General features: G+C 69.0%; 19 protein-coding genes. 11 read left to right on the forward strand and 8 right to left on the reverse strand.

The features are described 5' to 3' along the window. The first annotated feature begins 38 nt into the window (after positions 1 to 38). The 3 genes from DW307_RS09025 to ligD all read left to right on the forward strand — a co-directional run bounded on the left by DW307_RS09025 (position 39) and on the right by ligD (position 4,964). A complete protein-coding gene (locus DW307_RS09025; RefSeq protein ID WP_136024546.1) occupies positions 39 to 2,519 on the forward strand; it encodes an ATP-dependent helicase in 2,481 nt (826 codons plus the stop codon). A gap of 62 nt (positions 2,520 to 2,581) precedes the next feature. Continuing rightward, positions 2,582 to 3,802, forward strand: coding sequence for an SseB family protein (locus tag DW307_RS09030; RefSeq protein WP_136024547.1), 1,221 nt, complete (start codon positions 2,582 to 2,584; stop codon positions 3,800 to 3,802). Between the two features lie 88 nt (positions 3,803 to 3,890). Then, the gene (gene ligD, locus DW307_RS09035) at positions 3,891 to 4,964 is read left to right on the forward strand and encodes a non-homologous end-joining DNA ligase (RefSeq protein WP_136024548.1); all 1,074 of its coding nucleotides are present in this window, start codon (positions 3,891 to 3,893) and stop codon (positions 4,962 to 4,964) included. Positions 4,965 to 4,974: 10 nt separating this feature from the next. On the opposite strand, the gene DW307_RS09040 is transcribed toward ligD, so the two are convergent. Together DW307_RS09040 and DW307_RS09045 are read right to left on the reverse strand one after the other, a co-directional pair. Then, complete coding sequence (locus DW307_RS09040) at positions 4,975 to 6,018, reverse strand: ATP-dependent DNA ligase (protein ID WP_136024549.1); 1,044 nt, start codon at positions 6,016 to 6,018, stop codon at positions 4,975 to 4,977. A gap of 46 nt (positions 6,019 to 6,064) precedes the next feature. After that, positions 6,065 to 7,516: a phytoene desaturase family protein gene (locus DW307_RS09045; RefSeq protein WP_136024550.1), complete on the reverse strand. Its 1,452-nt coding sequence runs from the start codon at positions 7,514 to 7,516 to the stop codon at positions 6,065 to 6,067. A 72-nt stretch (positions 7,517 to 7,588) separates the two neighbouring features. Here DW307_RS09045 and DW307_RS09050 point away from each other — a divergent pair, with 72 nt between their 5' ends. Then, positions 7,589 to 8,077, forward strand: a complete 489-nt coding sequence (locus tag DW307_RS09050) for a hypothetical protein (protein WP_136024551.1) — start codon at positions 7,589 to 7,591, stop codon at positions 8,075 to 8,077. Beyond that, entirely contained in the window at positions 8,023 to 8,604 is a 582-nt protein-coding gene (locus DW307_RS09055; RefSeq protein WP_205810444.1) for a GNAT family N-acetyltransferase, read from the forward strand. Before DW307_RS09050 ends, DW307_RS09055 begins: the two co-directional genes overlap by 55 nt. Positions 8,605 to 8,630: 26 nt before the next feature. Here the strand turns inward: DW307_RS09055 and DW307_RS09060 are convergent, their stop codons facing one another. After that, the gene (locus DW307_RS09060) at positions 8,631 to 9,404 is read right to left on the reverse strand and encodes an AraC family transcriptional regulator (RefSeq protein WP_240750588.1); all 774 of its coding nucleotides are present in this window, start codon (positions 9,402 to 9,404) and stop codon (positions 8,631 to 8,633) included. A gap of 81 nt (positions 9,405 to 9,485) precedes the next feature. Here DW307_RS09060 and DW307_RS09065 point away from each other — a divergent pair, with 81 nt between their 5' ends. Continuing rightward, a complete protein-coding gene (locus tag DW307_RS09065; RefSeq protein WP_136024553.1) occupies positions 9,486 to 10,769 on the forward strand; it encodes a CynX/NimT family MFS transporter in 1,284 nt (427 codons plus the stop codon). Positions 10,770 to 10,790: 21 nt separating this feature from the next. On the opposite strand, the gene DW307_RS09070 is transcribed toward DW307_RS09065, so the two are convergent. Continuing rightward, positions 10,791 to 12,026 (reverse strand): acyl-CoA dehydrogenase family protein, encoded by a 1,236-nt coding sequence (locus tag DW307_RS09070; RefSeq protein WP_136024554.1) that lies wholly within the window; start codon positions 12,024 to 12,026, stop codon positions 10,791 to 10,793. A gap of 69 nt (positions 12,027 to 12,095) precedes the next feature. After that, positions 12,096 to 12,755: a TetR/AcrR family transcriptional regulator gene (locus DW307_RS09075; RefSeq protein WP_029258576.1), complete on the reverse strand. Its 660-nt coding sequence runs from the start codon at positions 12,753 to 12,755 to the stop codon at positions 12,096 to 12,098. A gap of 60 nt (positions 12,756 to 12,815) precedes the next feature. Between DW307_RS09075 and DW307_RS09080 the strand changes: the two genes are divergently transcribed. From DW307_RS09080 to sucD, 3 genes are all read left to right on the forward strand, one after another. Then, positions 12,816 to 13,169: a DUF2510 domain-containing protein gene (locus tag DW307_RS09080; RefSeq protein WP_021198865.1), complete on the forward strand. Its 354-nt coding sequence runs from the start codon at positions 12,816 to 12,818 to the stop codon at positions 13,167 to 13,169. A 115-nt stretch (positions 13,170 to 13,284) separates the two neighbouring features. After that, positions 13,285 to 14,451, forward strand: a complete 1,167-nt coding sequence (gene sucC / locus DW307_RS09085; protein ID WP_021198864.1) for an ADP-forming succinate--CoA ligase subunit beta — start codon at positions 13,285 to 13,287, stop codon at positions 14,449 to 14,451. A gap of 18 nt (positions 14,452 to 14,469) precedes the next feature. After that, entirely contained in the window at positions 14,470 to 15,372 is a 903-nt protein-coding gene (gene sucD, locus DW307_RS09090) for a succinate--CoA ligase subunit alpha (RefSeq protein WP_021198863.1), read from the forward strand. A 51-nt stretch (positions 15,373 to 15,423) separates the two neighbouring features. Here sucD and DW307_RS09095 read toward each other — a convergent pair whose 3' ends face one another. Together DW307_RS09095 and DW307_RS09100 are read right to left on the reverse strand one after the other, a co-directional pair. After that, a complete protein-coding gene (locus tag DW307_RS09095) occupies positions 15,424 to 15,933 on the reverse strand; it encodes a mycothiol transferase (RefSeq protein ID WP_136024555.1) in 510 nt (169 codons plus the stop codon). Between the two features lie 74 nt (positions 15,934 to 16,007). After that, positions 16,008 to 16,586 carry a TetR/AcrR family transcriptional regulator gene (locus tag DW307_RS09100; RefSeq protein ID WP_029266946.1) on the reverse strand — a complete coding sequence of 193 codons (579 nt, stop codon included), beginning with the start codon at positions 16,584 to 16,586 and terminating at the stop codon, positions 16,008 to 16,010. A gap of 77 nt (positions 16,587 to 16,663) precedes the next feature. On the opposite strand from DW307_RS09100, the gene DW307_RS09105 reads away from it, so the two are divergent. Continuing rightward, a complete protein-coding gene (locus DW307_RS09105; protein WP_021198860.1) occupies positions 16,664 to 17,065 on the forward strand; it encodes a VOC family protein in 402 nt (133 codons plus the stop codon). Between the two features lie 178 nt (positions 17,066 to 17,243). On the opposite strand, the gene DW307_RS09110 is transcribed toward DW307_RS09105, so the two are convergent. After that, positions 17,244 to 18,719 carry an NCS2 family permease gene (locus DW307_RS09110; protein WP_021198859.1) on the reverse strand — a complete coding sequence of 492 codons (1,476 nt, stop codon included), beginning with the start codon at positions 18,717 to 18,719 and terminating at the stop codon, positions 17,244 to 17,246. A gap of 90 nt (positions 18,720 to 18,809) precedes the next feature. On the opposite strand from DW307_RS09110, the gene DW307_RS09115 reads away from it, so the two are divergent. Beyond that, complete coding sequence (locus tag DW307_RS09115; protein ID WP_136024556.1) at positions 18,810 to 20,186, forward strand: cell division protein PerM; 1,377 nt, start codon at positions 18,810 to 18,812, stop codon at positions 20,184 to 20,186.

Genomic DNA, 20,186 nt, shown 5'->3' on the forward strand with positions numbered 1-20,186 from the left:
GCCGCGGTGTCGGTGCCGACGCCTAGACTCATAGGGCCATGACCGAAGCTCCTCTCATCGTCCCCTCCACCGCCGGTCCTCGCTCGTCGGGAGCCCCGGGGCAGGACGATCTCCTCGCCGGCCTCAACCCTCAGCAGCTCGAGGCCGTCACCTACCGCGGCCCGGCGCTGCTCATCGTCGCGGGCGCCGGATCGGGCAAGACGAGCGTGCTCACCCGCCGCATCGCCTCGCTGTTGCGGGCCCGAGAGGCATGGCCGAGCCAGATCCTCGCGATCACCTTCACCAACAAGGCCGCGGGCGAGATGCGCGAGCGTGTCGAAGGGCTGATCGGCGATGCCGCCCGTGGCATGTGGATCTCCACGTTCCACTCCGCGTGCGTGCGCATCCTGCGTCGCGAGGCCGAGCAGTTCGGGTACACGAAGTCGTTCACCATCTACGATTCGGGCGATTCGCGGGCTCTCCTCAAGCGCCTGGTCAAAGAGCACGAGGCCGATGCCTACGGGCTCACACCCGCGTCCGTGCAGTCGCGCATCTCGAAGCTGAAGAACGAGCTGTCCGATGCCGAGTCGTATGCGCGTCAGGCCAACATGAGCGACCCGGCCGAGCGCGTCTTCGTCGAGGTCTTCGCCGACTACCAACGGCAGCTGCAGAAGGCCAACGCCTTCGACTTCGATGACCTCATCGGGCAGACCGTGTATCTGTTCCGAGCGTTCCCGCAGGTCGCCGACACCTACCGTCGTCGTTTCCGTCACATCCTGGTCGACGAGTACCAGGACACGAACCACGCGCAGTACTCGCTGATCCACGAGCTCACGCGCCCCGTGTCCGGTGCTGCCGGTGCCGCGCCGGATCCGTATGCCTCCAACGGCATGATGATCTTCGAGCCCGATCCCGCCCCCACGGCAGACGCCGGCGAACCCGGTGCCTCGCTCACCGTGGTCGGCGACTCCGATCAATCGATCTACGCGTTCCGCGGCGCGGACATCCGCAACATCAGCGAGTTCGAGCGTGACTTCCCCGGCGCCCGCGTCGTGCTGCTCGAGCAGAACTACCGCTCGACGCAGAACATCCTGTCGGCGGCGAACGCGGTGATCGGCAACAACTTCGATCGCAAGGACAAGAAGCTCTGGAGCGACAAGGGCGACGGCGATCCCATCATCGGTTTCACCGGCTACTCGCAGCACGACGAGGCGCAGTTCGTGGCTGACGAGGTCGAGGCCCTGCACCGCGCCGGCATGCCCTACTCCGAGATGGCGGTGTTCTACCGCACCAACTCGCAGTCCCGTGCGCTGGAGGAGATCTTCATCCGCTCGGCGGTGCCGTACAAGATCATGGGCGGCACCAAGTTCTACGATCGCGCCGAGATCAAGGACGCGCTCGCCTACCTCGTCGCCGTCGCGAACCCGGCCGACGAGATGTCGGTGCGCCGCATCCTGAACAAGCCCAGGCGCGGCATCGGCGACGTCACGGAGACGGCCATCGCACGGTTCGCCGAGGAGCACGGGATCAGCTTCCGCGATGCACTGTCGATGCCGGGTCAGCTCGGGGTCGGGCCGAAGATCCAGACGGCGATCGGGCAGCTCGACGCGGTGCTCGCCGAAGCCGCCGCCATCCTGACCCCCGCGAGCGGCGAGCTGCCTCCCCCCACCGCGGTGGCCGACGGCCTGAGCCTGTTGCTGGGCAAGAGCGGATACCTCGACGCCCTGCGTGCGAGCCGCGACCCTCAGGACGAGGCGCGCGTGGAGAACCTCGACGAATTCGTCGCGGTGGCTCGTGATTTCGCGCGCAACAACCCGGAGGGCACGATCGTCGACTTCCTCACCGAGGTCGCTCTGGTCTCCGATGCCGATGACCTCGACGACGAGTCGGGCTCGGTCTCGCTCATGACCATGCACACGGCGAAGGGCCTGGAGTATGACGCCGTGTTCGTCACGGGCGTCGAGGAAGATCTCATCCCGCACCGCATCTCGGCCGGCGAGCCCGGGGGACCGCAGGAGGAACGCCGTCTCTTCTACGTGGGCATCACGCGTGCGCGCAAGCGTCTGCACCTCTCTCTCGCGATGACGAGGGCGCAGTTCGGCGAGGTCACGGTGGCGATGCCCAGCCGCTTCCTGCAGGAGATCCCGGCGGGCCTGATCGACTGGCGACAGTCTCCGGGCGACGTGAACTCGCGCGGGGGGATGCAGTCGCGCGCACTGAACGCGCGTCGCCAGGGCGGCTTCGGCGGCTCGGGCTCGGGCTCGGGCGATCGTTTCGCGGTGACGTCGCTGCCGGGTCGAGACTCCCTGAAGCCGCTGTCGACGGCGATGGACAAGTTCCCCAACCGGGTCACGGCCAAGATGCGCGACAACGGTGATCTCGAGCTCGCCGCCGGCGACCGCATCCGTCACGTCGACTTCGGCGAAGGGCGGGTGGATGCGGTGACGGGCGAGGGTGCCAAGCGCATCGCTCACGTGCGATTCGACTCGGCGGGGCAGAAGAAGCTCCTCATCAAGGTCGCGCCGATCGAGAAGATCTAGCCCACCGCCGGTGTTTCCGCCTCGGCGAAACACCGACCGGATTGCCGGTTAGGCTGGCTCATATGGCCCTCTTCTCCCGCCGCAAGAAGTCCGGTGACGATGTCGTCGCCCCCACCGCCGAGGCTGTCGCGAGCGATAGCGCGCCGAACGACACCACGCCGAACGACACCACGCCGAACGACACCACGCAGAACGGTGCGGGCGCGGTCGCCGGAGAGCACACGACGTCAGAGAGCCCGACCGCCGAGCAGCCCGTCGAAGCGCCCTCGATCGGGATCTCGGTGCAGGCGTTCCGGGGCGTCGGTGCTGAGGCCGGCCCCGAGGTCTCCCTTCCGACGTCCGACGGTCCTTCGAGCTCCGACGCCCCGTCCGTCTCGGCGGCGCCCGCCGCGCCGCAGGCTTCTCCCTCTCCGCCCGTTCAGCCCGAGACGCCCCAGGAGCGGCGCCTGCCTCTGGCCTCCGTGCTGCCGCCGGAGCAGACCGAGACCGTCGCCGGCATGAAGGACAATGTCCTCCTGCGTGAGGCCCTCAGCGAGATCGAGGCGGGCGCGACCAACGACCAGCTCCTCGGCGTCATGCGTCAGGCTCTTCAGGGACACCTCTACATCCGCGTGAACGGCGATGCGCGTGCCCAGATCAGCGAAGGGAAGGCGCTCTCCGTCGCCGTCGTCCGCGACAGTGAAGACAACCAGTACATGCTGGCGTTCAGCTCGGCCGGCGCGGTACGTGATTCCGTGCAGCTCGAAGCGGACCCGTCGTCGACCTCGGCGGTCGCCCAGCCGGTCACCTCGGTGCTGCAGCAGGTCGTGTCCGGAGATTTCGCCGGCCTCATCGTCGACAACGCGTCGGCCCCGCATCGGGTGGTGTTCCCGACGGAGCTGCTGCAGAAGACGCTCGAGCAGGCCGATGTCGACATGACGGTGAAGAGCATCCTCGCCGCTCCCCGGGAACAGGATTCCGTCGTCAAGGTCGGCGAAGCCCTTGCGACCACGCGGATGTGGGTCGCGGTCAACGACGGCTCCGGCGGTGGCCCCGTCGGCATCGCCGAAGCGCAGACGACCGACGGACGTCGGTTCCTGCAGCTGTTCTCGCACCCGCTCGAGGTCATCGCGCTCGGACGCGGCGACCGTCCGCTCCCGTTCGCGCCGGAGCAGCTGGCGAAGGTCCTCACGAGCCACGCCGACATCGCCGGAGTGATCGTGGACTCGGCCGGTCCGTCGATCGTCGTCGAGCGGGCTGCGCTCACGCCGGTCCTCGTGCTCGCGGTCGACCTCGGCGACTGAACCGACCCGGACACGGACGATCCGGACTCCGCGCACTGTCCGCGTCGGCGGGGTTCCGTCTGTCCGGGCGGCGCTCTAGGGTCGGAGCATGGCCTCAGAACGCGTGACCCTGACCGTCGCCGACTCCGATGGAGAACGCGAGGTCGCGCTGTCCAGCCCGAACCGCGTGGTCTGGCCCGACCTCGGCATCACCAAGGCGGAGCTGGCCGAGTATGTGCAGCTCGTCGCGGTGCCGTTCCTGGCGGCGAACGGCAACCGCCCGGTCTCGCTCGAGCGGTTCCGTGACGGCATCGGACCCGCAGGCGGGGCGCGGGCCGAGGGCTTCTTCTCGAAGAACCCGCCCAAAGGTACCCCGGACTTCGTCGACGCGGTGACGGTGACATACAACAGCGGGCGCCAGCATCCGCAGATCGTGTTGAACCGTGCGAGCGCGATCGTGTGGGCCGTGCAGATGAACACGATCGTCTTCCACCCCTGGGCGTCGCTCGCCACTGACGCGGACAACCCCGTCGAGCTGCGCATCGACCTCGATCCGCAGCCAGGTACCGACTTCGCAGATGCGGTCACGGCCGCGCACACCCTGCGCGAGGTGCTGCGCGAGGCGGGTCTGGAGGCGTTCGCCAAGACCAGCGGCAACAGAGGATTGCACGTGTTCGCGCCGATCGAGCCGACCCACGAGTTCCTGGAGGTGCGGCACGCCGTGATCGCCGCCGGGCGTGAGCTGGAGCGACGGATGCCGGAGCAGGTCACGACGAACTGGTGGAAGGAGGAGCGGGGCGCGCGCATCTTCGTCGACTTCAACCAGGCCAACCGCGACCGCACGATGGCCGGTGCCTACAGTCCTCGCGCGCTTCCCGGAGCGACCGTGTCGACGCCGGTGGCCTGGGACGAGCTCGACGGTCTCGATCCGAAGGTGTTCACGGTGCGCAGCATCCCGAAGCGTCTGGGCGAGGTCGGCGACCCGTGGGCGTCGATGCCGCACAACCGTGGCCGCATCGACACGCTGCTGGAGTGGTGGGAGCGTGACACGCAGAACGGTCTCGGCGAACTGCCTTTCCCGCCGGAGTTCCCGAAGATGCCGGGTGAGCCGCCGCGCGTGCAGCCGAGCAAGAAGGTCGCAGCGAATTGGGACGAGGACGGCACCCCGGCCGAGAAGGAGTGAGGGCTCCCGCTCAGCTCAGGACATCGGCGAGGTCGTAGCCCTCGACGGTGTCCAGCTGCTCATAGGTGCATGAGCGGGCGTCGCGATCGGGGCGCCAGCGTTCGAACTGCACGGTGTGGCGGAACCGCGCGCCTTCGAGTTGGTCGTATCGCACCTCGAGCACCCGCTCCGGGCGCAGCCGCACGAACGACACATCCTTCGATCCGCTGAATCGCGACCGCTCGCCCTCGGCGGTCACGGCGTCGCCCGACTCGTCGCGCTCGACCAGCGGGGAGAGCTCTTCGACGAGCTCCTGCCGACGGGCATCGCTCCACGCGGCCACGCCGCCGACCTGGTGGAGCTCCCCGTCGTCGCCGTACAGCCCGACCAGCAGGGAACCCACTCCCGATCCGGACTTGTGGATGCGATAGCCGAGCGCGACGACGTCGGCGGTGCGGGCATGCTTGATCTTGAACAGAGTGCGCTTTCCCGGCGCGTAAGGCTGGTCGAGCGGCTTCGCGACGACACCGTCGAGCCCTGCCCCTTCGAACTCGGCGAGCCAGCGCACCGCGGCCTCGCGATCGCGGGTCGTGCGGGTGATGTGCAGCGGATGTCCGACGCCCTCCATGAGGGTCTCGAGGCGTGCGCGCCTCGTCTCGAACGACTGCGTGAGCAGGTCGTCGACCCCGACGGCGAGCAGATCGAACGCGATGAACATGGCTGGGGTCTCGACGGCGAGCTTCGCGACGCGTGAGGCGGCGGGGTGGATGCGCTGGCTGAGGGCCTCCCAGTCCAGGCGCTGCGAGCCGTCCGGTCCGGTGGCGACGACGATCTCGCCGTCGAGCAGGCACGGTTCCGGAAGCAGCTGGGGGATCACGTCGACCAGTTCGGGGAAGTAGCGGGTCAGGGGCTTGGCGCCTCGTGACCCGATCTCCACCGTCTCCCCGTCCCAGGCGATGAGTCCACGGAAGCCGTCCCACTTCGGCTCGTACAGCAATCCGCCCGGCGTCTTCGCGGGGTCGGGCACGGCCGGCGCCGCCTTGGCGAGCATCGGCGCGGGGATGTCGTAGCGCATCCTCCCATCCTGGCCGCCGATGATCCGCGGCGGAAGGGGAGGACGATCAGCCGAAGAGGTCGGTCACGGTGGCGGGTTCTCCGGCATCCCGCAGCGCCGTGCAGGCGGCATGCCAACCGGCCATCCCGTTCACGGAGGGGCCGGGGGGTGTCGAGGCGGACGCCAGGTACACGCCACGCATCGGCGTGCGCCACGGCGAGGGGGAGAGAACCGGGCGCCGGAGTGCCTGGCGCATGTCGAAGACGCCACCGGAGATGTCACCACCGATCTCCGTGGGGTTGATCGCCTCGCGCGACGACGCCGGGACGGCGTGGTGCGCGAGGACGAGGTCGCGGAAGCCCGGAGCGAAGCGCTCGACCTGGGCGGTGATCAGCTCGGTCGGGTCGAGGTCCGAACCCGGGGGCACGTGGATGTACGCCCAGAGCACGGCCTTCCCCGCGGGGGCGCGTGAGTCGTCCAATACCGATGGCTGCACGGCGAGCACATACGGGCGCTCAACCACGCGTCCGGCGGCGACGGCGTTCTCACTCGCCCATACCTCGGCGCGGGTGCCGCCCAGATGCACGGTCGGGGCCGCTGCCACGTCGGCGTTCGTCCACGGGATCGGGCCGTCGAGCGCGAAGTCGACCTTCGCTGCTCCGGGCCCGTACCGGTACGAGCGGAGGGCCCGTGCGTAGCCGGCGGGCACGTCGGGATGCGTGAGGGCGAGTCGCGGCGAGGTGTTGAGCAGCAGCAGGTCGCCCTGATGCGGGTCGCCCCAGTCCAGGGCACCGAGATCGGAGACGGGGGTGCCCGCCTCGATCGTTCCGCCGTGCTGCTCGATGTCGGCGACCATCGCGTCGGCGATGCGCTGCGCACCTCCGCGCGGGTACGGCCAGCCGCCTGCGTGTCCGAGCGCGGCCAGCAGCAGCCCGGCCGCCGCACCCGCGAGGGAGGGCTGCGGCGAGTTGGCGTGCGCGACCACCCCGGAGATGAGCGCCGCCGCCTCCTCCGTGCGGAAGGCGCGAGCTGCCAGGGGAGTGCCCTGGTCCAGCATCCGGATCGCGAAACGCGCGGCGGTCACCGGGTCGTGGGGGATGCGGAGCAGCTGGTTGCCGGTGAAGTCGACGACCCCGTCGATGTGGCTGCTGAGTGGACGCAGGCGAGAGATCCAGGCGGATCCGTCGACTCCGAGGTCCGCCGCCGTGCGCTCGATGTCGCGCCAGGCGATCGCTGCGCGCCCGTCGTCGAGCGGATGCGCGTACGAGGCGTCGGGACGGATCCACTCGATCCGCCGGTCGAGGCCGAACGCCTGGAAGAACGGGGAGGAGAGGGCGGCCGGATGCACGGCGGAGCAGAGGTCGTGCCGGAACCCCGGAAGCGTGGATTCGCGTGTGCGCACCCCGCCGCCGATGGTGTCGGCGCCCTCCAGAACTCGCACCCGATAGCCGGCGCGCGCGAGCGTCACTGCGGCAGCGAGCCCGTTCGGGCCGGAGCCGATGATCGTCGCCTGGGCCATGACGTCAGTTTGGCACGTATACGAGCGGAAAACGGTCGGCTGTACCCCTCTGGGCGTGCGATCCTGGAACTGATGAAAGAAGTACAGGGGCCGACCCCCGCAGGCACCTCCCGTCCATACCGTTCGCTCCCGGAGGCGTTGCGCGCGCACCGCATCGATCCGGCCAACCACGCGTTCATCACCGCCATCGTCGAAGAGATCGGGATCAGCTCGTTCATCGACCGCGGTCGCTACATCGAAGCGATCCGTCGAGGTGAGGGCGCCCCTCTGCACATCGGGCGCACCTACACGAACGGCTTCACCGAGGACGAGCGCCTCGTCGTCGGTTCCGCTCCGCTGCGTCTGCAGCCGAGCGAAGGCCGGGCGCCGTACTTCTACGTGAGCCACCCCAGCGAGTTCATCCCGCTCACCCCGCCGCGCGCGGCCAAGCGCACGACGACTCCTCGCGTCTCCGCCCCGCGGGCCGAGAAGGCTCCGAAGCCGGTCGAGGATCGCGACTACGGCGTGTGCGACGTGTGCTTCATGGTGAAGACGCCGTCCGGCGGCTGCGGCTGCGACTGACCGTGAGCGCCGAGGCGGGATCCGGGCTCGACCGACCGTCGATCCGGCTCGCCGACCTGACCGGACCCGACGCACTCGAGGTCGGTGCGGCTGTGCGTGCGTATCTGCTGCAGACCGAGCGGGAGAAGAGTCTGCAGGAACACGGATCCGAGCGCGATCCCGCCGTGCCGCTGCCCGACCGCTATCTCCGCGAGGTCGATGACCCGGCCGAGGCGTATGGCGCGCATCGAGTGCGGGTCGCGCAGCTCGACGAACGCATCGTCGGGGTCGTGGTGCTGTCCGTGCACGATGGTGTGGCGGAGATCAAGCGATTGTGGGCGCAGCCCGACGTGCGCGGCCGCGGGGTGGGTTCGGCGCTGTTGGACGCGGCGGTGGCCGATGCGGTCGATCTCGGTGCGTCGCAGGTGCGGCTGTCGGTGTGGGACTGGCGTGGTGGTCCCGTGCGTCTGTATGAATCGCGGGGATTCGAGCGGGTGCCCTCGTGGGACGATCGCGAACGCCTCGTGTGCATGGCGCGCGTGGTCTGAGCCGACCGCAGTCGTGGTCCTTTCCCTCACGCGGTCGGTTGCGACAGCCGGTATCGGCCGGGGGTCATCCCGACGAGCGGTGTGAACTGCTCGATGAACTGACTGGTCGTGGCCCACCCGCATGCGGAGGCCGTGTCGGTCACCGTGGCGCCGTCGGCGAGCAGGACGAGTGCCCGATGCACGCGCAGTTGCAGGCGCCACTGCCGGTATCCCATGCCGGTCTCCTGTTGGAACAGGCGGCTCAGCGTCCGCTCGGCGGTGCCGGTGCGTGCGCCGAGTTCCCCGAGCGGCACGGGCAGGGCGAGGTCATCCTCGACGATGCGTGCGGCACGGCGCAGGCGCGGATCGTGGGGCTCCGGGAGATGGAGCGGCTGCTCGGGCGCGGTCACGACTTCGTCGACGATCACGCGACGCAGGTGGTCCAGGGCTTCGTCGCTGCGAGTGCGGTCGGACGTCATCGACAGCACGGTTTCGCGCGCGAGTGGCGTCGCGACGAGCACCGCAGGGGAGGCCGGGAGCAATGCGGCGAGCTCGTCGGTCAGATGGACGATGCGCATGTCCGTGCGCCCGTGCGCGCGATGACGATGCTCGGCGCCGGCGGGCACCCAGGCCATGCGGGTCGACGGCGCGATCCAGGCACCCTCGTCGGTGAGCAGCGACAGCACTCCGGAAGCGGCATGCACCAGGTGTCCGAGCGGGTGGGCGTGGCGGGGGGAGGTCTCGGCGTGCGCGAACCGGTAGGCGCCCTCCATGGGCAGGGCCGCCAGGGAATCGAAGTCGACCAGATTCAGGTCGACCATTTGCGAGGATTGGCGGGTATTCGACATCAAAATGCAGTGTACGTGTTTCCTGACATACCGGGTGAATGCTGGACTCGATGCATGACCACGATGCAGGAACCGTTCGACACCGCGCCGACCCCGTTGACCACGCCGTCCACCCGGCGCGGCGGCATCCTCACCGGGATCTACGTGGGCACCGGCCTGCTGCTGATCGCGCTGAACCTGCGCATGGGCGTCGCTTCTGTCGGACCCGTCCTCCCCGCGATCGAGCAGGACCTGGGGATCCCAGCAGCCGCGGCAGGGCTCCTGACGACGATCCCCGTGTTCGCCTTCGGCGCCTTCGCGTTCTTGACGCCCGCGCTGACACGCTGGATCGGACTGCATCGGCTGCTCGCGCTGACGATGGTCGTGGTGGCACTCGGCATCGGCATCCGCCTGCTTCCCTCACCCGTGGCTCTCTTCGGCGGCACGGTGTTGGTGGGGGCGGGCATCGCGGTCGCGAACGTCTGCATGCCCGCCGTGATCAAGCAGGACTTCGCGCACCGTCTCGGTCTGATGATGGGGCTGTACTCCACATCGCTGTTCCTGGGTGCCGCCGCGGCGGCCGCATTCACGGTGCCGTTCATGATCGCCCTGGACGGGTCGTGGCGTGGCGCGCTGGGGGTCTGGGCGATTCCCGCCGCACTCGCCCTGGTGGTCTGGCTGCCCCGGGCGATGCGTCGGGTCGTCACCTCCCCGGCGGTGGCGGGCGTTCCCGTCGATGCGATCACGGAGCCCATCGACGAGCCGCGGATGTCGGCGCTGTTGCGGGACCCGGTCGCGTGGGCGGTCACCGCGTTCATGGGGTTGCAGAGCCTGAGCTATTACGCGGCCCTGACCTGGATTCCGACGATGCTGCAGGACGGCGGGGTCTCGGTGTCGGACGCCGGGGTGCTGCTGTCGTACTCCAGTTTTCCCGGGATCGCGGCGGCGCTCCTCGTGCCGACGATGATGCGCCGCATGCGGCCGACGTGGCTCCCCGTCGTGCTCTCCGCGCTGCTCTGCGCGGCGGGGCTGATCGGCCTCCTCATCGCGCCCGGTGGAGCCGCGCCCTGGCTCTGGATGACGCTGCTCGGTCTCGGGCAGGGGGCCGCCATCTCGCTGTCGCTGACGTACATCGTGCTCCGCGCGCCGGATGCGAGGCACACGGCGCACCTGTCGACGATGGCGCAGGGAGTCGGCTACCTGCTGGCCGGCTTCGGTCCGCTCGGCCTCGGCATCCTGCACGCCGCGGTCGGTGGGTGGGTCGTCCCGGTCCTGGCGCTCGTGCTGCTCCTCGCGGTGCAGGCGGTCGCGGGGTCGGCGGCGAGTCGAGAGCGCCACGTGAGCGCCCGACGCCGGTGAGTCGACTCCGGGGATCCGACCTCAGGCGAACGCGCTCATCCCGGTGATGTCGCGCCCGAGGAGCAGGGCCTGAACGCTCTCGGTGCCCTCGTAGGTGTGGATGGCCTCGATGTCGGCCATGTGCTGCATCACGCCGTTCTCGAGCAGGATGCCGTTGCCGCCGAGCAGATCGCGGGCGGTCGAGGCGATGCGCCGCGCGGCACGCGTGTTGTGGAACTTCGCCAGCGAAGCCTGGGTCGGGCGCAGTTCACCGGCGGTCTCGAGGTCTGCCATCCGCCGGCAGTACAGCTGCATGGCGGTGAGGTCTTCGAGCATGTGGGTCAGACGCTCCTGGACCATCTGGAATCCGGCGAGGGACTTTCCGAACTGCACCCGCTGGGTGGCGTAGGCGAGGGCGGCCTCGTAGCAGGCGGTCGCGTGTCCGAGCGCCGACCAGGCGACACCGGAACGGGTCGCGTACAGCACGATCGAGGCGTCCTTGAAGCTCTTGGTCCCCGGCAGCACCGCATCGAGGGGCACCCGTACGTCGTCCAGCACGATGTGTGCCTGGTGGATCGCGCGCAGCGAGGCCTTTCCGCGGATGACGCTGCCTGTGTAGCCCGGGGTCTCCTGCTCCACGAGGAAGCAGCGCACGGCGCCATGCTCTTCGGCGCCCTCGTCGTCGATGCGCGCCCAGACGAAGGTGATGCCGCCGGAGGCGCCGTTGCCGATCCACTTCTTCGTTCCGCGGAGGATCCAGCCGTCGCCGTCGCGGCGGGCCACGGTCTCCAGCGAGACGGAGTCGGAACCGTGATCGGGCTCGGTCAGGGCGAACGATCCCAGCACCGAGCCGTCGGCGAGGCCCGTCAGCCACTTCTCCTGCTGCGCGGGGGAGCCGAACAGGGCCAGGGTGCGCAGGGCGAGTCCGCCCTGCACCGCGAGGATCGTGCCCAGGGAGCCGTCGCCGCGGGAGATCTCCATGTTCACCAGTCCTGCGGCCAGTGGCGACAGGCTCGTGAGCGACGGGTGCTGCACCCCGTCGACGACGAGGTCCATCTCGCCCATCCGACGCGCGGCATCGAGCGGATACTCCGCACGGTCCCAGGCGTCGGCCATCTGCGGGGCGACCTCGTCGACGTAGGCCTTCGCGCGGTCCCACGCCTCCCGATCGGCGGCGGGGATGTCGGTGAAGACGGCGTAGTAGTCGCTGTCCTGACGTCCGGTGATGTCGTACGACGAGACGCGCTCGCCGGGGAAGGGGGAGGCTGCAGTGCTCATGGGACTCCTTCGTGGCACCAAGTATCGTACTCCTCGATACTCGGTTCCACGACCCGACCGCACGCCGAGCTAGTCGAGCTGTGACTGCAGCCTGCGGCTGACCTCGGCGATCGGCATGGAGCGGGGGAACACCGCGACCACCATGTCATCCGGGGCGGTGGCCGCCTCGCCCGCAACCCCGTAGCGACGGCGGACGTCGGCCAGCGCCGTCTGCAGTGTCGCCAGCGGCACCTTCTTGCGGCCACGCAGCAGCTGGCGCAGCACATGGTTGTGCACGGCCGTCACCAAGGCGGCGAAGCCGACCGCGTCCAGGGGATCCACGCCGGGGAGCGCCCCGCGCAGGTAGTCGTCGAACAGTCGCTCGTAGCGGAAGACCGTGATGATCTCGCGCTCGCGCAGCACGGGGACCTGTCGCACGATCTGATAGCGGCGCCTGGCGAGTTCCGGGTCGTGCGCGAAGTGGGCGAAGACCGACTCCGAAGCCGCGCACACCGCGCCCCACGGGTCATCGTGCCCCTCGTCGAGGAACTCCCTGAGCTGTTCCAGAAGCACCTCGTGATCCGCGAAGACCACGTCCTCCTTGCCGCCGAACTGGCGGAAGAAGGTCGAGCGGGAGACGCCGGCGGCCTTGGCGATCTGCTCCACCGACGTCTGGTCGAACCCCTGGGCGCTGAAGAGTTCGAGCGCTGCGGCGACGACGCCGGTGCGCAGTTCTGCGGATTCGTGCATGGCGAAAGCCTAGACCTCGCCGGGCGGAGAAGCCGAGGCGTCGCCGTCATACTGAGGAGCGTGAGAGATGACGGGATTCCGGCCGGCTGGTTCGACACGCGGCGGCGCGGGACGCGGCGCTGGTGGGACGGCACGCGATGGACCTCGCACATCTCGGTGCGCGGGCGCGAGACGACCATGGCCGAGGACAGCGCATCGGTGCGCCGCCAGCTCCTCGTGTGCGAACTTGTGCTCGGTGCCGTCATGATCGGCGCGATCCTCATCGCCCTGTGGGGCTCGTTGCCGGTGGTCGTGGTGCGCCCCGTGATCGTCGCCACGGGCACGGCCCTGGTGGTCATGCCGTTCCTGATCACCCGACAGCTTCGACGGGTCGCCCTCCCCGCGCGTGGAGCCGGAGTGCCGACTCGACGCTGAGCGGTCGAGGCGCCGGGGCCGCAGGAGCGCTCAGTTCGGGGTAGTAGGCTGGGGGACTGGTCGATGTCTCGACATCGAGAGAATTACCAGACAGCAGCCCAGTGAAGGAACCACAGTGGATCTGTACGAGTACCAGGCACGAGACGTTTTCGAAAAGTACGGAGTGCCGGTCCTCGCCGGCATCGTCGCGGACACCCCTGAAGAGGTGAGGGCGGCTGCCGAGAAGATCGGCGGAGTGGTCGTCGTCAAGGCTCAGGTGAAGACCGGCGGCCGTGGAAAGGCGGGCGGCGTCAAGGTCGCCAAGACGCCCGACGAGGCGTACGAAGCAGCGAAGGCCATCCTCGGCCTCGACATCAAGGGCCACATCGTCAAGCGCGTCATGGTCGCGCAGGGTGCGCGCATCGCCGAGGAGTTCTACTTCTCCGTGCTGCTCGACCGCGCCAACCGCTCCTACCTGAGCCTCTGCTCGGTCGAGGGCGGCATGGAGATCGAAGAGCTCGCCGTCGAACGCCCCGAGGCGCTCGCACGCGTCGAGGTCAACCCGCTCACGGGCATCGACAAGGAGAAGGCCGTCGAGATCGCTCGCGCGGCGAACTTCCCCGAAGACCTCATCGAGAAGGTCTCCGATGTCTTCGTGAAGCTCTACGACGTGTACAAGGGCGAGGACGCGACGCTGGTCGAGGTCAACCCGCTGGTGCGCACCGAAGAGGGCGACATCATCGCGCTCGACGGCAAGGTCACGCTCGACGACAACGCCTCCGAGATCCGTCACCCCGAGCACGAAGCGCTCGAGGACAAGGACGCAGCCGACCCGCTCGAGGCCAAGGCCAAGGAGTCGGGCCTCAACTACGTGAAGCTCGACGGCGAGGTCGGGATCATCGGCAACGGCGCGGGTCTGGTCATGTCGACGCTCGACGTGGTCGCCTACGCGGGCGAGAACCACAACGGCGTCAAGCCGGCCAACTTCCTCGACATCGGCGGCGGCGCCTCGGCCGAGGTCATGGCCGCCGGCCTCGACGTCATCCTCGGCGACCCGCAGGTCAAGAGCGTGTTCGTCAACGTCTTCGGCGGCATCACGGCGTGCGACGCCGTCGCCAACGGCATCAAGGGCGCCCTCGAGACGCTGGGCGCCACGGCCTCCAAGCCGCTCGTCGTGCGCCTGGACGGCAACCGCGTCGACGAGGGTCGCGCGATCCTCGCCGAGTACGCACACCCGCTTGTGACCCTGGCCGCCACCATGGACGAGGGCGCCGACAAGGCCGCCGAGCTCGCCAACGCCTGAGACTGAAGGACGAGAAGAATGTCGATCTACCTCAACAAGGACTCCAAGGTCATCGTCCAGGGCATCACCGGCGGTGAGGGCACCAAGCACACCGCACTGATGCTCAAGGCCGGCACCCAGGTCGTCGGTGGCGTCAACGCCCGCAAGGCCGGTACCACGGTCTCGCACACCGACAAGGACGGCAACGCCGTCGAGCTGCCCGTCTTCGCCTCGGTCGCCGAAGCCATGAAGGAGACCGGCGCCGACGTGTCGATCGCTTTCGTGCCCGGTGCGTTCACCAAGGACGCGATGATCGAGGCCATCGACGCCGAGATCCCCCTGCTCGTGGTCATCACCGAGGGCGTGCCCGTCGGCGACTCGGCCGAGGCCTGGGCCTACGCGCAGAGCAAGGGCAACAAGACCCGCATCATCGGCCCGAACTGCCCCGGCATCATCACGCCGGGCGAGGCGCTCGTGGGCATCACGCCCGCGAACATCACGGGCAAGGGACCGATCGGCCTCGTGTCGAAGTCGGGCACCCTGACCTACCAGATGATGTTCGAGCTGCGCGACCTGGGCTTCTCCACCGCCATCGGCATCGGCGGCGACCCGGTCATCGGCACCACGCACATCGACGCGCTCGCGGCGTTCGAGGCCGACCCCGAGACCAAGGCGATCGTGATGATCGGTGAGATCGGTGGCGACGCCGAGGAGCGTGCCGCCGACTACATCAAGGCGAACGTCACGAAGCCGGTCGTCGGCTACGTCGCGGGCTTCACGGCTCCCGAGGGCAAGACCATGGGTCACGCCGGTGCGATCGTCTCCGGTTCGGCCGGCACCGCTCAGGCGAAGAAGGAGGCCCTCGAGGCCGCCGGCGTCAAGGTCGGCAAGACGCCGTCCGAGACGGCAGACCTGATGCGCGCGATCATCGAAGCGCTCTGATCTGAGCTACGCTTGATCTGAAGGCCCCGGACTCCACTCCGGGGCCTTCTTTCATGCCTGTTCGGTCGGCCTGGCGGCTCGGCGGCGCCCAGCGAGGATCGCTGCCCTCAGGATGTCGAGCTGTCCGGTGTTCCAGCCCAGCTCACTCAACACGTGGACGTAGATCGCGAGCAGGCTGCGCCGGTTCTCGCCGACTTCGTCGTCGAGTCCGCGATCGGTCAGATTGCTGTCAGCGAGGGCGCTGATGCGTCGACACTCTGCCGTGACGGAGGCGATATCGTCGGTGCGCCGCACTTTCCAGGAGTTGGCGGTGGCCACCGGCAGGCCGATCTCGGCCCGGGGGCGCCCGGTGATCCTCTCGTCGAACCAGACGCCCTCCACGTACGCCGTGTGACGCACGACTCCCAGCAGGCTCGGAGCGCCGGGGATCGGCGCGGACCGCGCCTCCTCTTCGGTGAGGCCTTCGAGGCTGGCCAGAATGAGCTCCCGGTACTCGAGGAGGCGCCGGTCGACGTCCCGTCTCAGGTCGAACGGGTGGTCGTCGCGGCGTCGGTGATGCACGGGATCTCCTCAGGGTCGGGACTCCACCCTCGACGCCGGTCGGCGCGCTGCGCCGTCGGCGCGCCGCATCGCACTCAGCTGGGCGGGACCACGGCATCCAGGATGCGCTCGAGTGCCACGTGCGCTTCCGACCGCGCGTCGGCGTCATCGGGGTGCGCGGCGAGCCACAGCGCGAGCTCGTTCATCGCTCCGGAGAGTGCGGCGGTGAGCGGATCCACGAGCGCGGGGGAGACGCCGGCTTCGCGTACGCCCGTGCGCAGCTCCTGCTCCGGTCCCTCCGCGTCGAGTCGGCGCCACTGCTCCCCGCCGAGCACGGCGGGACCGTCGACGAGCAGCACGCGTGACGCCGCTCCCCGGGTGATCGCGTCGAGGAACGCGTGACTGCCGTCGCGGAGAGCGGCATCCGGAGCACTGTCTTCCGTGGCGTCGCGGATCGCGTCGGCCACGGACTGCTGCTGGGCGGCCGCGACGTCGCGGAAGAGCAGCGGCTTCGACGTGTAGTGGTGGTAGACCGCACCTCGTGTGACTCCGGCAAGGCGGGCGATCTCGTCCACGGATGCGGTGGCGTACCCGTGCGCCGCGAAATGGGTCGTGGCGGTCTCGAGAATTCGTCGCGCGGTCTCGGCGGCGTCGGCCGCGGATGCTCGGGGCATGACTCTTTCCTTACGTACAGGTTGTATGTATCCTAGTCACGCAGAATACAAACACGCTGTATGTAAAGGAGAGACGAATGCGGATCACGAGCTTCTACCCGGTGCTGATGGTCGAAGACGTCGCAGCGAGCGCGCGGTTCTATAGAGAGGAGTTCGACTTCGAGGTGGTGTTCGAGGCCGACTGGTACGTGAGCCTGCGCTTCGATGGCGGTGAGCTCGCGATCCTCGACCGTTCGCACGAGACCATCCCCAAGGGATTTCGTGAGCCCGTGCGCGGGCTGCTGCTCAACGTCGAGGTGCCGGATGCCGCTGCCGAGCATGCGCGCCTGGTGGGGGAGCGGGGTCTGTCGGAACGGCTGCCGCTCCGCGACGAGGCCTTCGGTCAGCGCCACTTCATCGTCGAGGCGCCCGGCGGTGTGCTGATCGACGTGATCGAGCCGATCGAGCCGTCGCCGGAGTTCGCCGCTGCCTACGCCTGAGCCGCGCGAGGTGGCCGTCCTCGTCAGATGCATGACCTCTCAGCGGATGCATGGCCGCTCGGGGCGTGTGTTCCTGCATCCGGCCGATGCACATGCATGTGACGGCCGCGGCGGCGGAGGTACGGAAGAGGGGCGGATGCCGCAGCACCCGCCCCTCTTTCGTGATCTCGGATCGGCGTCAGATCCCGACGCCGAAGAGCGCTTCGATCGGACCTCGGGCGAAGAAGATCAAGAAGCCGGCGCCGACGACCCACAGCAGCGGGCTGATGGACTTGGCTTTGCCGGAGAACGCGTGGATGAGCACCCAGCTGACGAAGCCCGCGCCGATGCCGTTCGCGATCGAGTAGGTCAGCGGCATGACCGAGACGGTGAGGAACACCGGCAGCAGAACGCGGAAATCGCTGAAGTCGATGTAGCGGATCTGCGCCATCATCATCGCACCGACGATGATCAGCGCGGCAGCGGCGATCTCGGTCGGGACGATCGACGTCAGCGGGGTCAGGAACATCGCGATCAGGAACACGACGCCGGTGACCACGTTCGCGAGTCCGGTGCGCGCACCCTCGCCGATACCGGCGCCCGACTCGATGAAGACCGTGCTCGAAGACGAGGAGGTCGCGCCACCGGCGATCGCGCCGACACCCTCGACGACCAGCGCCGACTTGATGCGGGGGAAGTCGCCGTTGTCGTCGGCGAGGTTCGCCTCCTTCGCGAGGCCCGTCATGGTGCCCATGGCGTCGAAGAAGTTCGTGAAGAGCAGCGTGAAGACGATCATCACGATCGCGACGAGGCTGACCTTGCTCAGATCGAAGCTGAAGTCGACGGCGCCGATCAGGCTGAGGTCGGGCACACCCACGGGGGAGCCGTCGAGCGCGGGAACCGTCAGGCCCCAGCCGCCCGGGTTGACCACGTTGCCCTCGTCATCGAAGCCGCGGGCCCCGATGTGCCAGATCGCCTCGACGATGACCGCGAGCACGGTGCCGCCGATGAGTCCGATCAGCATGCCGCCCTTGATCTTGAGGGCGACGAGGATGCCGGTGAGGAGGAGGGTGATGACGAACAGCAGGGTCGGAACGGTCGCGACCGATCCGTTCACGCCGAGGCCGACCGGAGGAGACGAGGCGCCGGTCGCCGTGACGAAGCCGGAGTTGACGAAGCCGATGAACGCGATGAAGAGGCCGATGCCGACCGTGATCGCGATCTTCAGCTGGAACGGCACCGCGTCGAAGATCGCCTTCCGCAGCCCGGTGGCGGCGAGCAGCACGATGACGACACCGTTGATCATCACCAGCGCCATGGCCTCGGGCCAGGTCACCTGGCCGACGACCGAGAACGCGACGAAGGCATTGATGCCGAGGCCGGCAGCGAAACCGAACGGGAGGCGCGTGACGAGCCCGAACAGGATCGTCATCACACCGGCGGTCAGCGCGGTGGCGGCGCCCACGGCGTTGAAGCTGAGCATGTCTCCGGCGACATCGGGCTTGCCGGAGAGGATGATCGGGTTCAGGATCACGATGTAGGCCATCGTGACGAATGTCACCAGACCCCCTCGGATCTCGGTGCCGATCGTGGATCCGCGCTTGCTGATCTCGAAGAAGCGGTCCAGGGAGTTCTTGGGTTCGGTGGATGCCGGGGCGGGCGGGGCAGTTGTCATCGGGAAACCTCCGGAGAAACGCTATCGTGTCGCCGACCCCACGCGCGCCCCCAGGGCTTCGTCGGCAACTCGTCGTAGTCTCGAAACGCTATGCAACGCCTCCTCGTCGCGCTCCTCGCCGCCTTCGACGCCGCCATCGCTGCGGCCGTCGGCCTCGTCGTGCTGCTCGCGCCGCTGACGCTGCTGTGGACGCTCGCCTTCGGGGTCACGGCCGACTGGGGCGCGCTCTGGCCGCTCACCGGCACGCTCTGGGAGTTCGGCCACGGCGTGCCCCTCGAGGTCACGATCCCGGACGAGCTGCTGGTCGCTCTCGCGATCCCCCCGCAGGCGGCCTCGTTCGCGGTCTCGATCACTCCACTGGCGTTCCTGCTCTTCACCCTGCTTTTCGCCGCCCGCTCGGGTGCCAGGGCCGCGGCAGCCGGAACGTGGCTGCTCGGCTCAGTGTCCGGGACGGTGGTGTTTGCCGCCATCTCCACCGGCGTCGCTTTGACCGCGCGACTGGATGCCGTGCAGACCCCCCTGGCCCTCGCGATCGGGCTCCCCACCGCCGTCTATCTCGTCGGTGCGGTGTGCGGGGCTGTCCGGGTCGCATGGGAAGAGGGGGATGGCGGAGTCCTCGACCGTCTGCACGACCGCATCGACGCCCGCGAGGATTGGGCGCCCGTCCCCGTCGCGATCGTGCGCGGCACGGCCTTCACCCTGGTCGGCGTGATCGGAGCGGCCGCTCTGGCCCTCGCCGTCATCACGCTGTTCCGCGGTGGCGAGGTCGTGGCGCTGTTCCAGGCTGCCCGTGTCGATGCGCTCGGCGCGACCGTGATGACGCTGGCGCAGCTCGTGTATCTCCCGACCCTGATCGTGTGGGCGGCGTCCTGGCTCGCCGGCCCCGGCTTCGCCGTCGGCGTCGGAACCGCGGTCTCGCCCGCCGGTACGCAGTTGGGAGTCGTTCCGGGCATCCCGGTGTTCGGGCTGCTGCCCGAGAACAGTTCGATGTGGATGCTGATCGTGGTGCTCGTCCCGATCGCCGCCGGTGCTTTCGCCGGCTGGGCGGTGCGTTCGCGCCTCGTCTGGGAGGGCACGCCGTTGGGGACGATGCAGCGGGCGGCGATCGCGGTGGGGATCGCCGTCGTCAGCGCAGGGGTCGCGGGCCTCGCCGCGGTGCTCGCGAACGGCTCGATGGGTCCGGGAAAGCTCGCCGATGTCGGTCCCGCGGCTCTTCCGTTCATGCTGGCCCTCGGACTGGAGGTGCTCGTCGGCGCCGCGATCCTGCTGCTGTCACCGCGTCACCGCGATGAGCTGGCCGAGGAGCGTACGGACCGCTGGATCGCCGAGATGACCGAGTTCGACCCGAGCCTCGCATCGGCGCGGACAGCGCCCGGTATCCCCTTCTCCGAGACGCCGACGTTCGACGACACGGCGCCCCTGGACGATGTCCGCGGCTTCGCCCCGCCGCGTCACGAGCGCGATTGA

Origin of the sequence: Microbacterium sp. K27, from assembly GCF_004794435.1 — a bacterium.
Taxonomy (GTDB): Bacteria; Actinomycetota; Actinomycetes; order Actinomycetales; family Microbacteriaceae; genus Microbacterium; species Microbacterium maritypicum_A.

Coding starts and splice junctions, on each gene's coding strand:
- DW307_RS09025 (WP_136024546.1), top strand. CDS start 39: ATGACCGAAGCTCCTCTCATCGTCCCCTCCACCGCCGGTCCTCGCTCG.
- DW307_RS09030 (WP_136024547.1), top strand. CDS start 2,582: ATGGCCCTCTTCTCCCGCCGCAAGAAGTCCGGTGACGATGTCGTCGCC.
- ligD (WP_136024548.1), top strand. CDS start 3,891: ATGGCCTCAGAACGCGTGACCCTGACCGTCGCCGACTCCGATGGAGAA.
- DW307_RS09040 (WP_136024549.1), bottom strand. CDS start 6,018: ATGCGCTACGACATCCCCGCGCCGATGCTCGCCAAGGCGGCGCCGGCC.
- DW307_RS09045 (WP_136024550.1), bottom strand. CDS start 7,516: ATGGCCCAGGCGACGATCATCGGCTCCGGCCCGAACGGGCTCGCTGCC.
- DW307_RS09050 (WP_136024551.1), top strand. CDS start 7,589: ATGAAAGAAGTACAGGGGCCGACCCCCGCAGGCACCTCCCGTCCATAC.
- DW307_RS09060 (WP_240750588.1), bottom strand. CDS start 9,404: ATGGTCGACCTGAATCTGGTCGACTTCGATTCCCTGGCGGCCCTGCCC.
- DW307_RS09065 (WP_136024553.1), top strand. CDS start 9,486: ATGACCACGATGCAGGAACCGTTCGACACCGCGCCGACCCCGTTGACC.
- DW307_RS09070 (WP_136024554.1), bottom strand. CDS start 12,026: ATGAGCACTGCAGCCTCCCCCTTCCCCGGCGAGCGCGTCTCGTCGTAC.
- DW307_RS09075 (WP_029258576.1), bottom strand. CDS start 12,755: ATGCACGAATCCGCAGAACTGCGCACCGGCGTCGTCGCCGCAGCGCTC.
- sucD (WP_021198863.1), top strand. CDS start 14,470: ATGTCGATCTACCTCAACAAGGACTCCAAGGTCATCGTCCAGGGCATC.
- DW307_RS09100 (WP_029266946.1), bottom strand. CDS start 16,586: ATGCCCCGAGCATCCGCGGCCGACGCCGCCGAGACCGCGCGACGAATT.
- DW307_RS09105 (WP_021198860.1), top strand. CDS start 16,664: ATGCGGATCACGAGCTTCTACCCGGTGCTGATGGTCGAAGACGTCGCA.
- DW307_RS09110 (WP_021198859.1), bottom strand. CDS start 18,719: ATGACAACTGCCCCGCCCGCCCCGGCATCCACCGAACCCAAGAACTCC.
- DW307_RS09115 (WP_136024556.1), top strand. CDS start 18,810: ATGCAACGCCTCCTCGTCGCGCTCCTCGCCGCCTTCGACGCCGCCATC.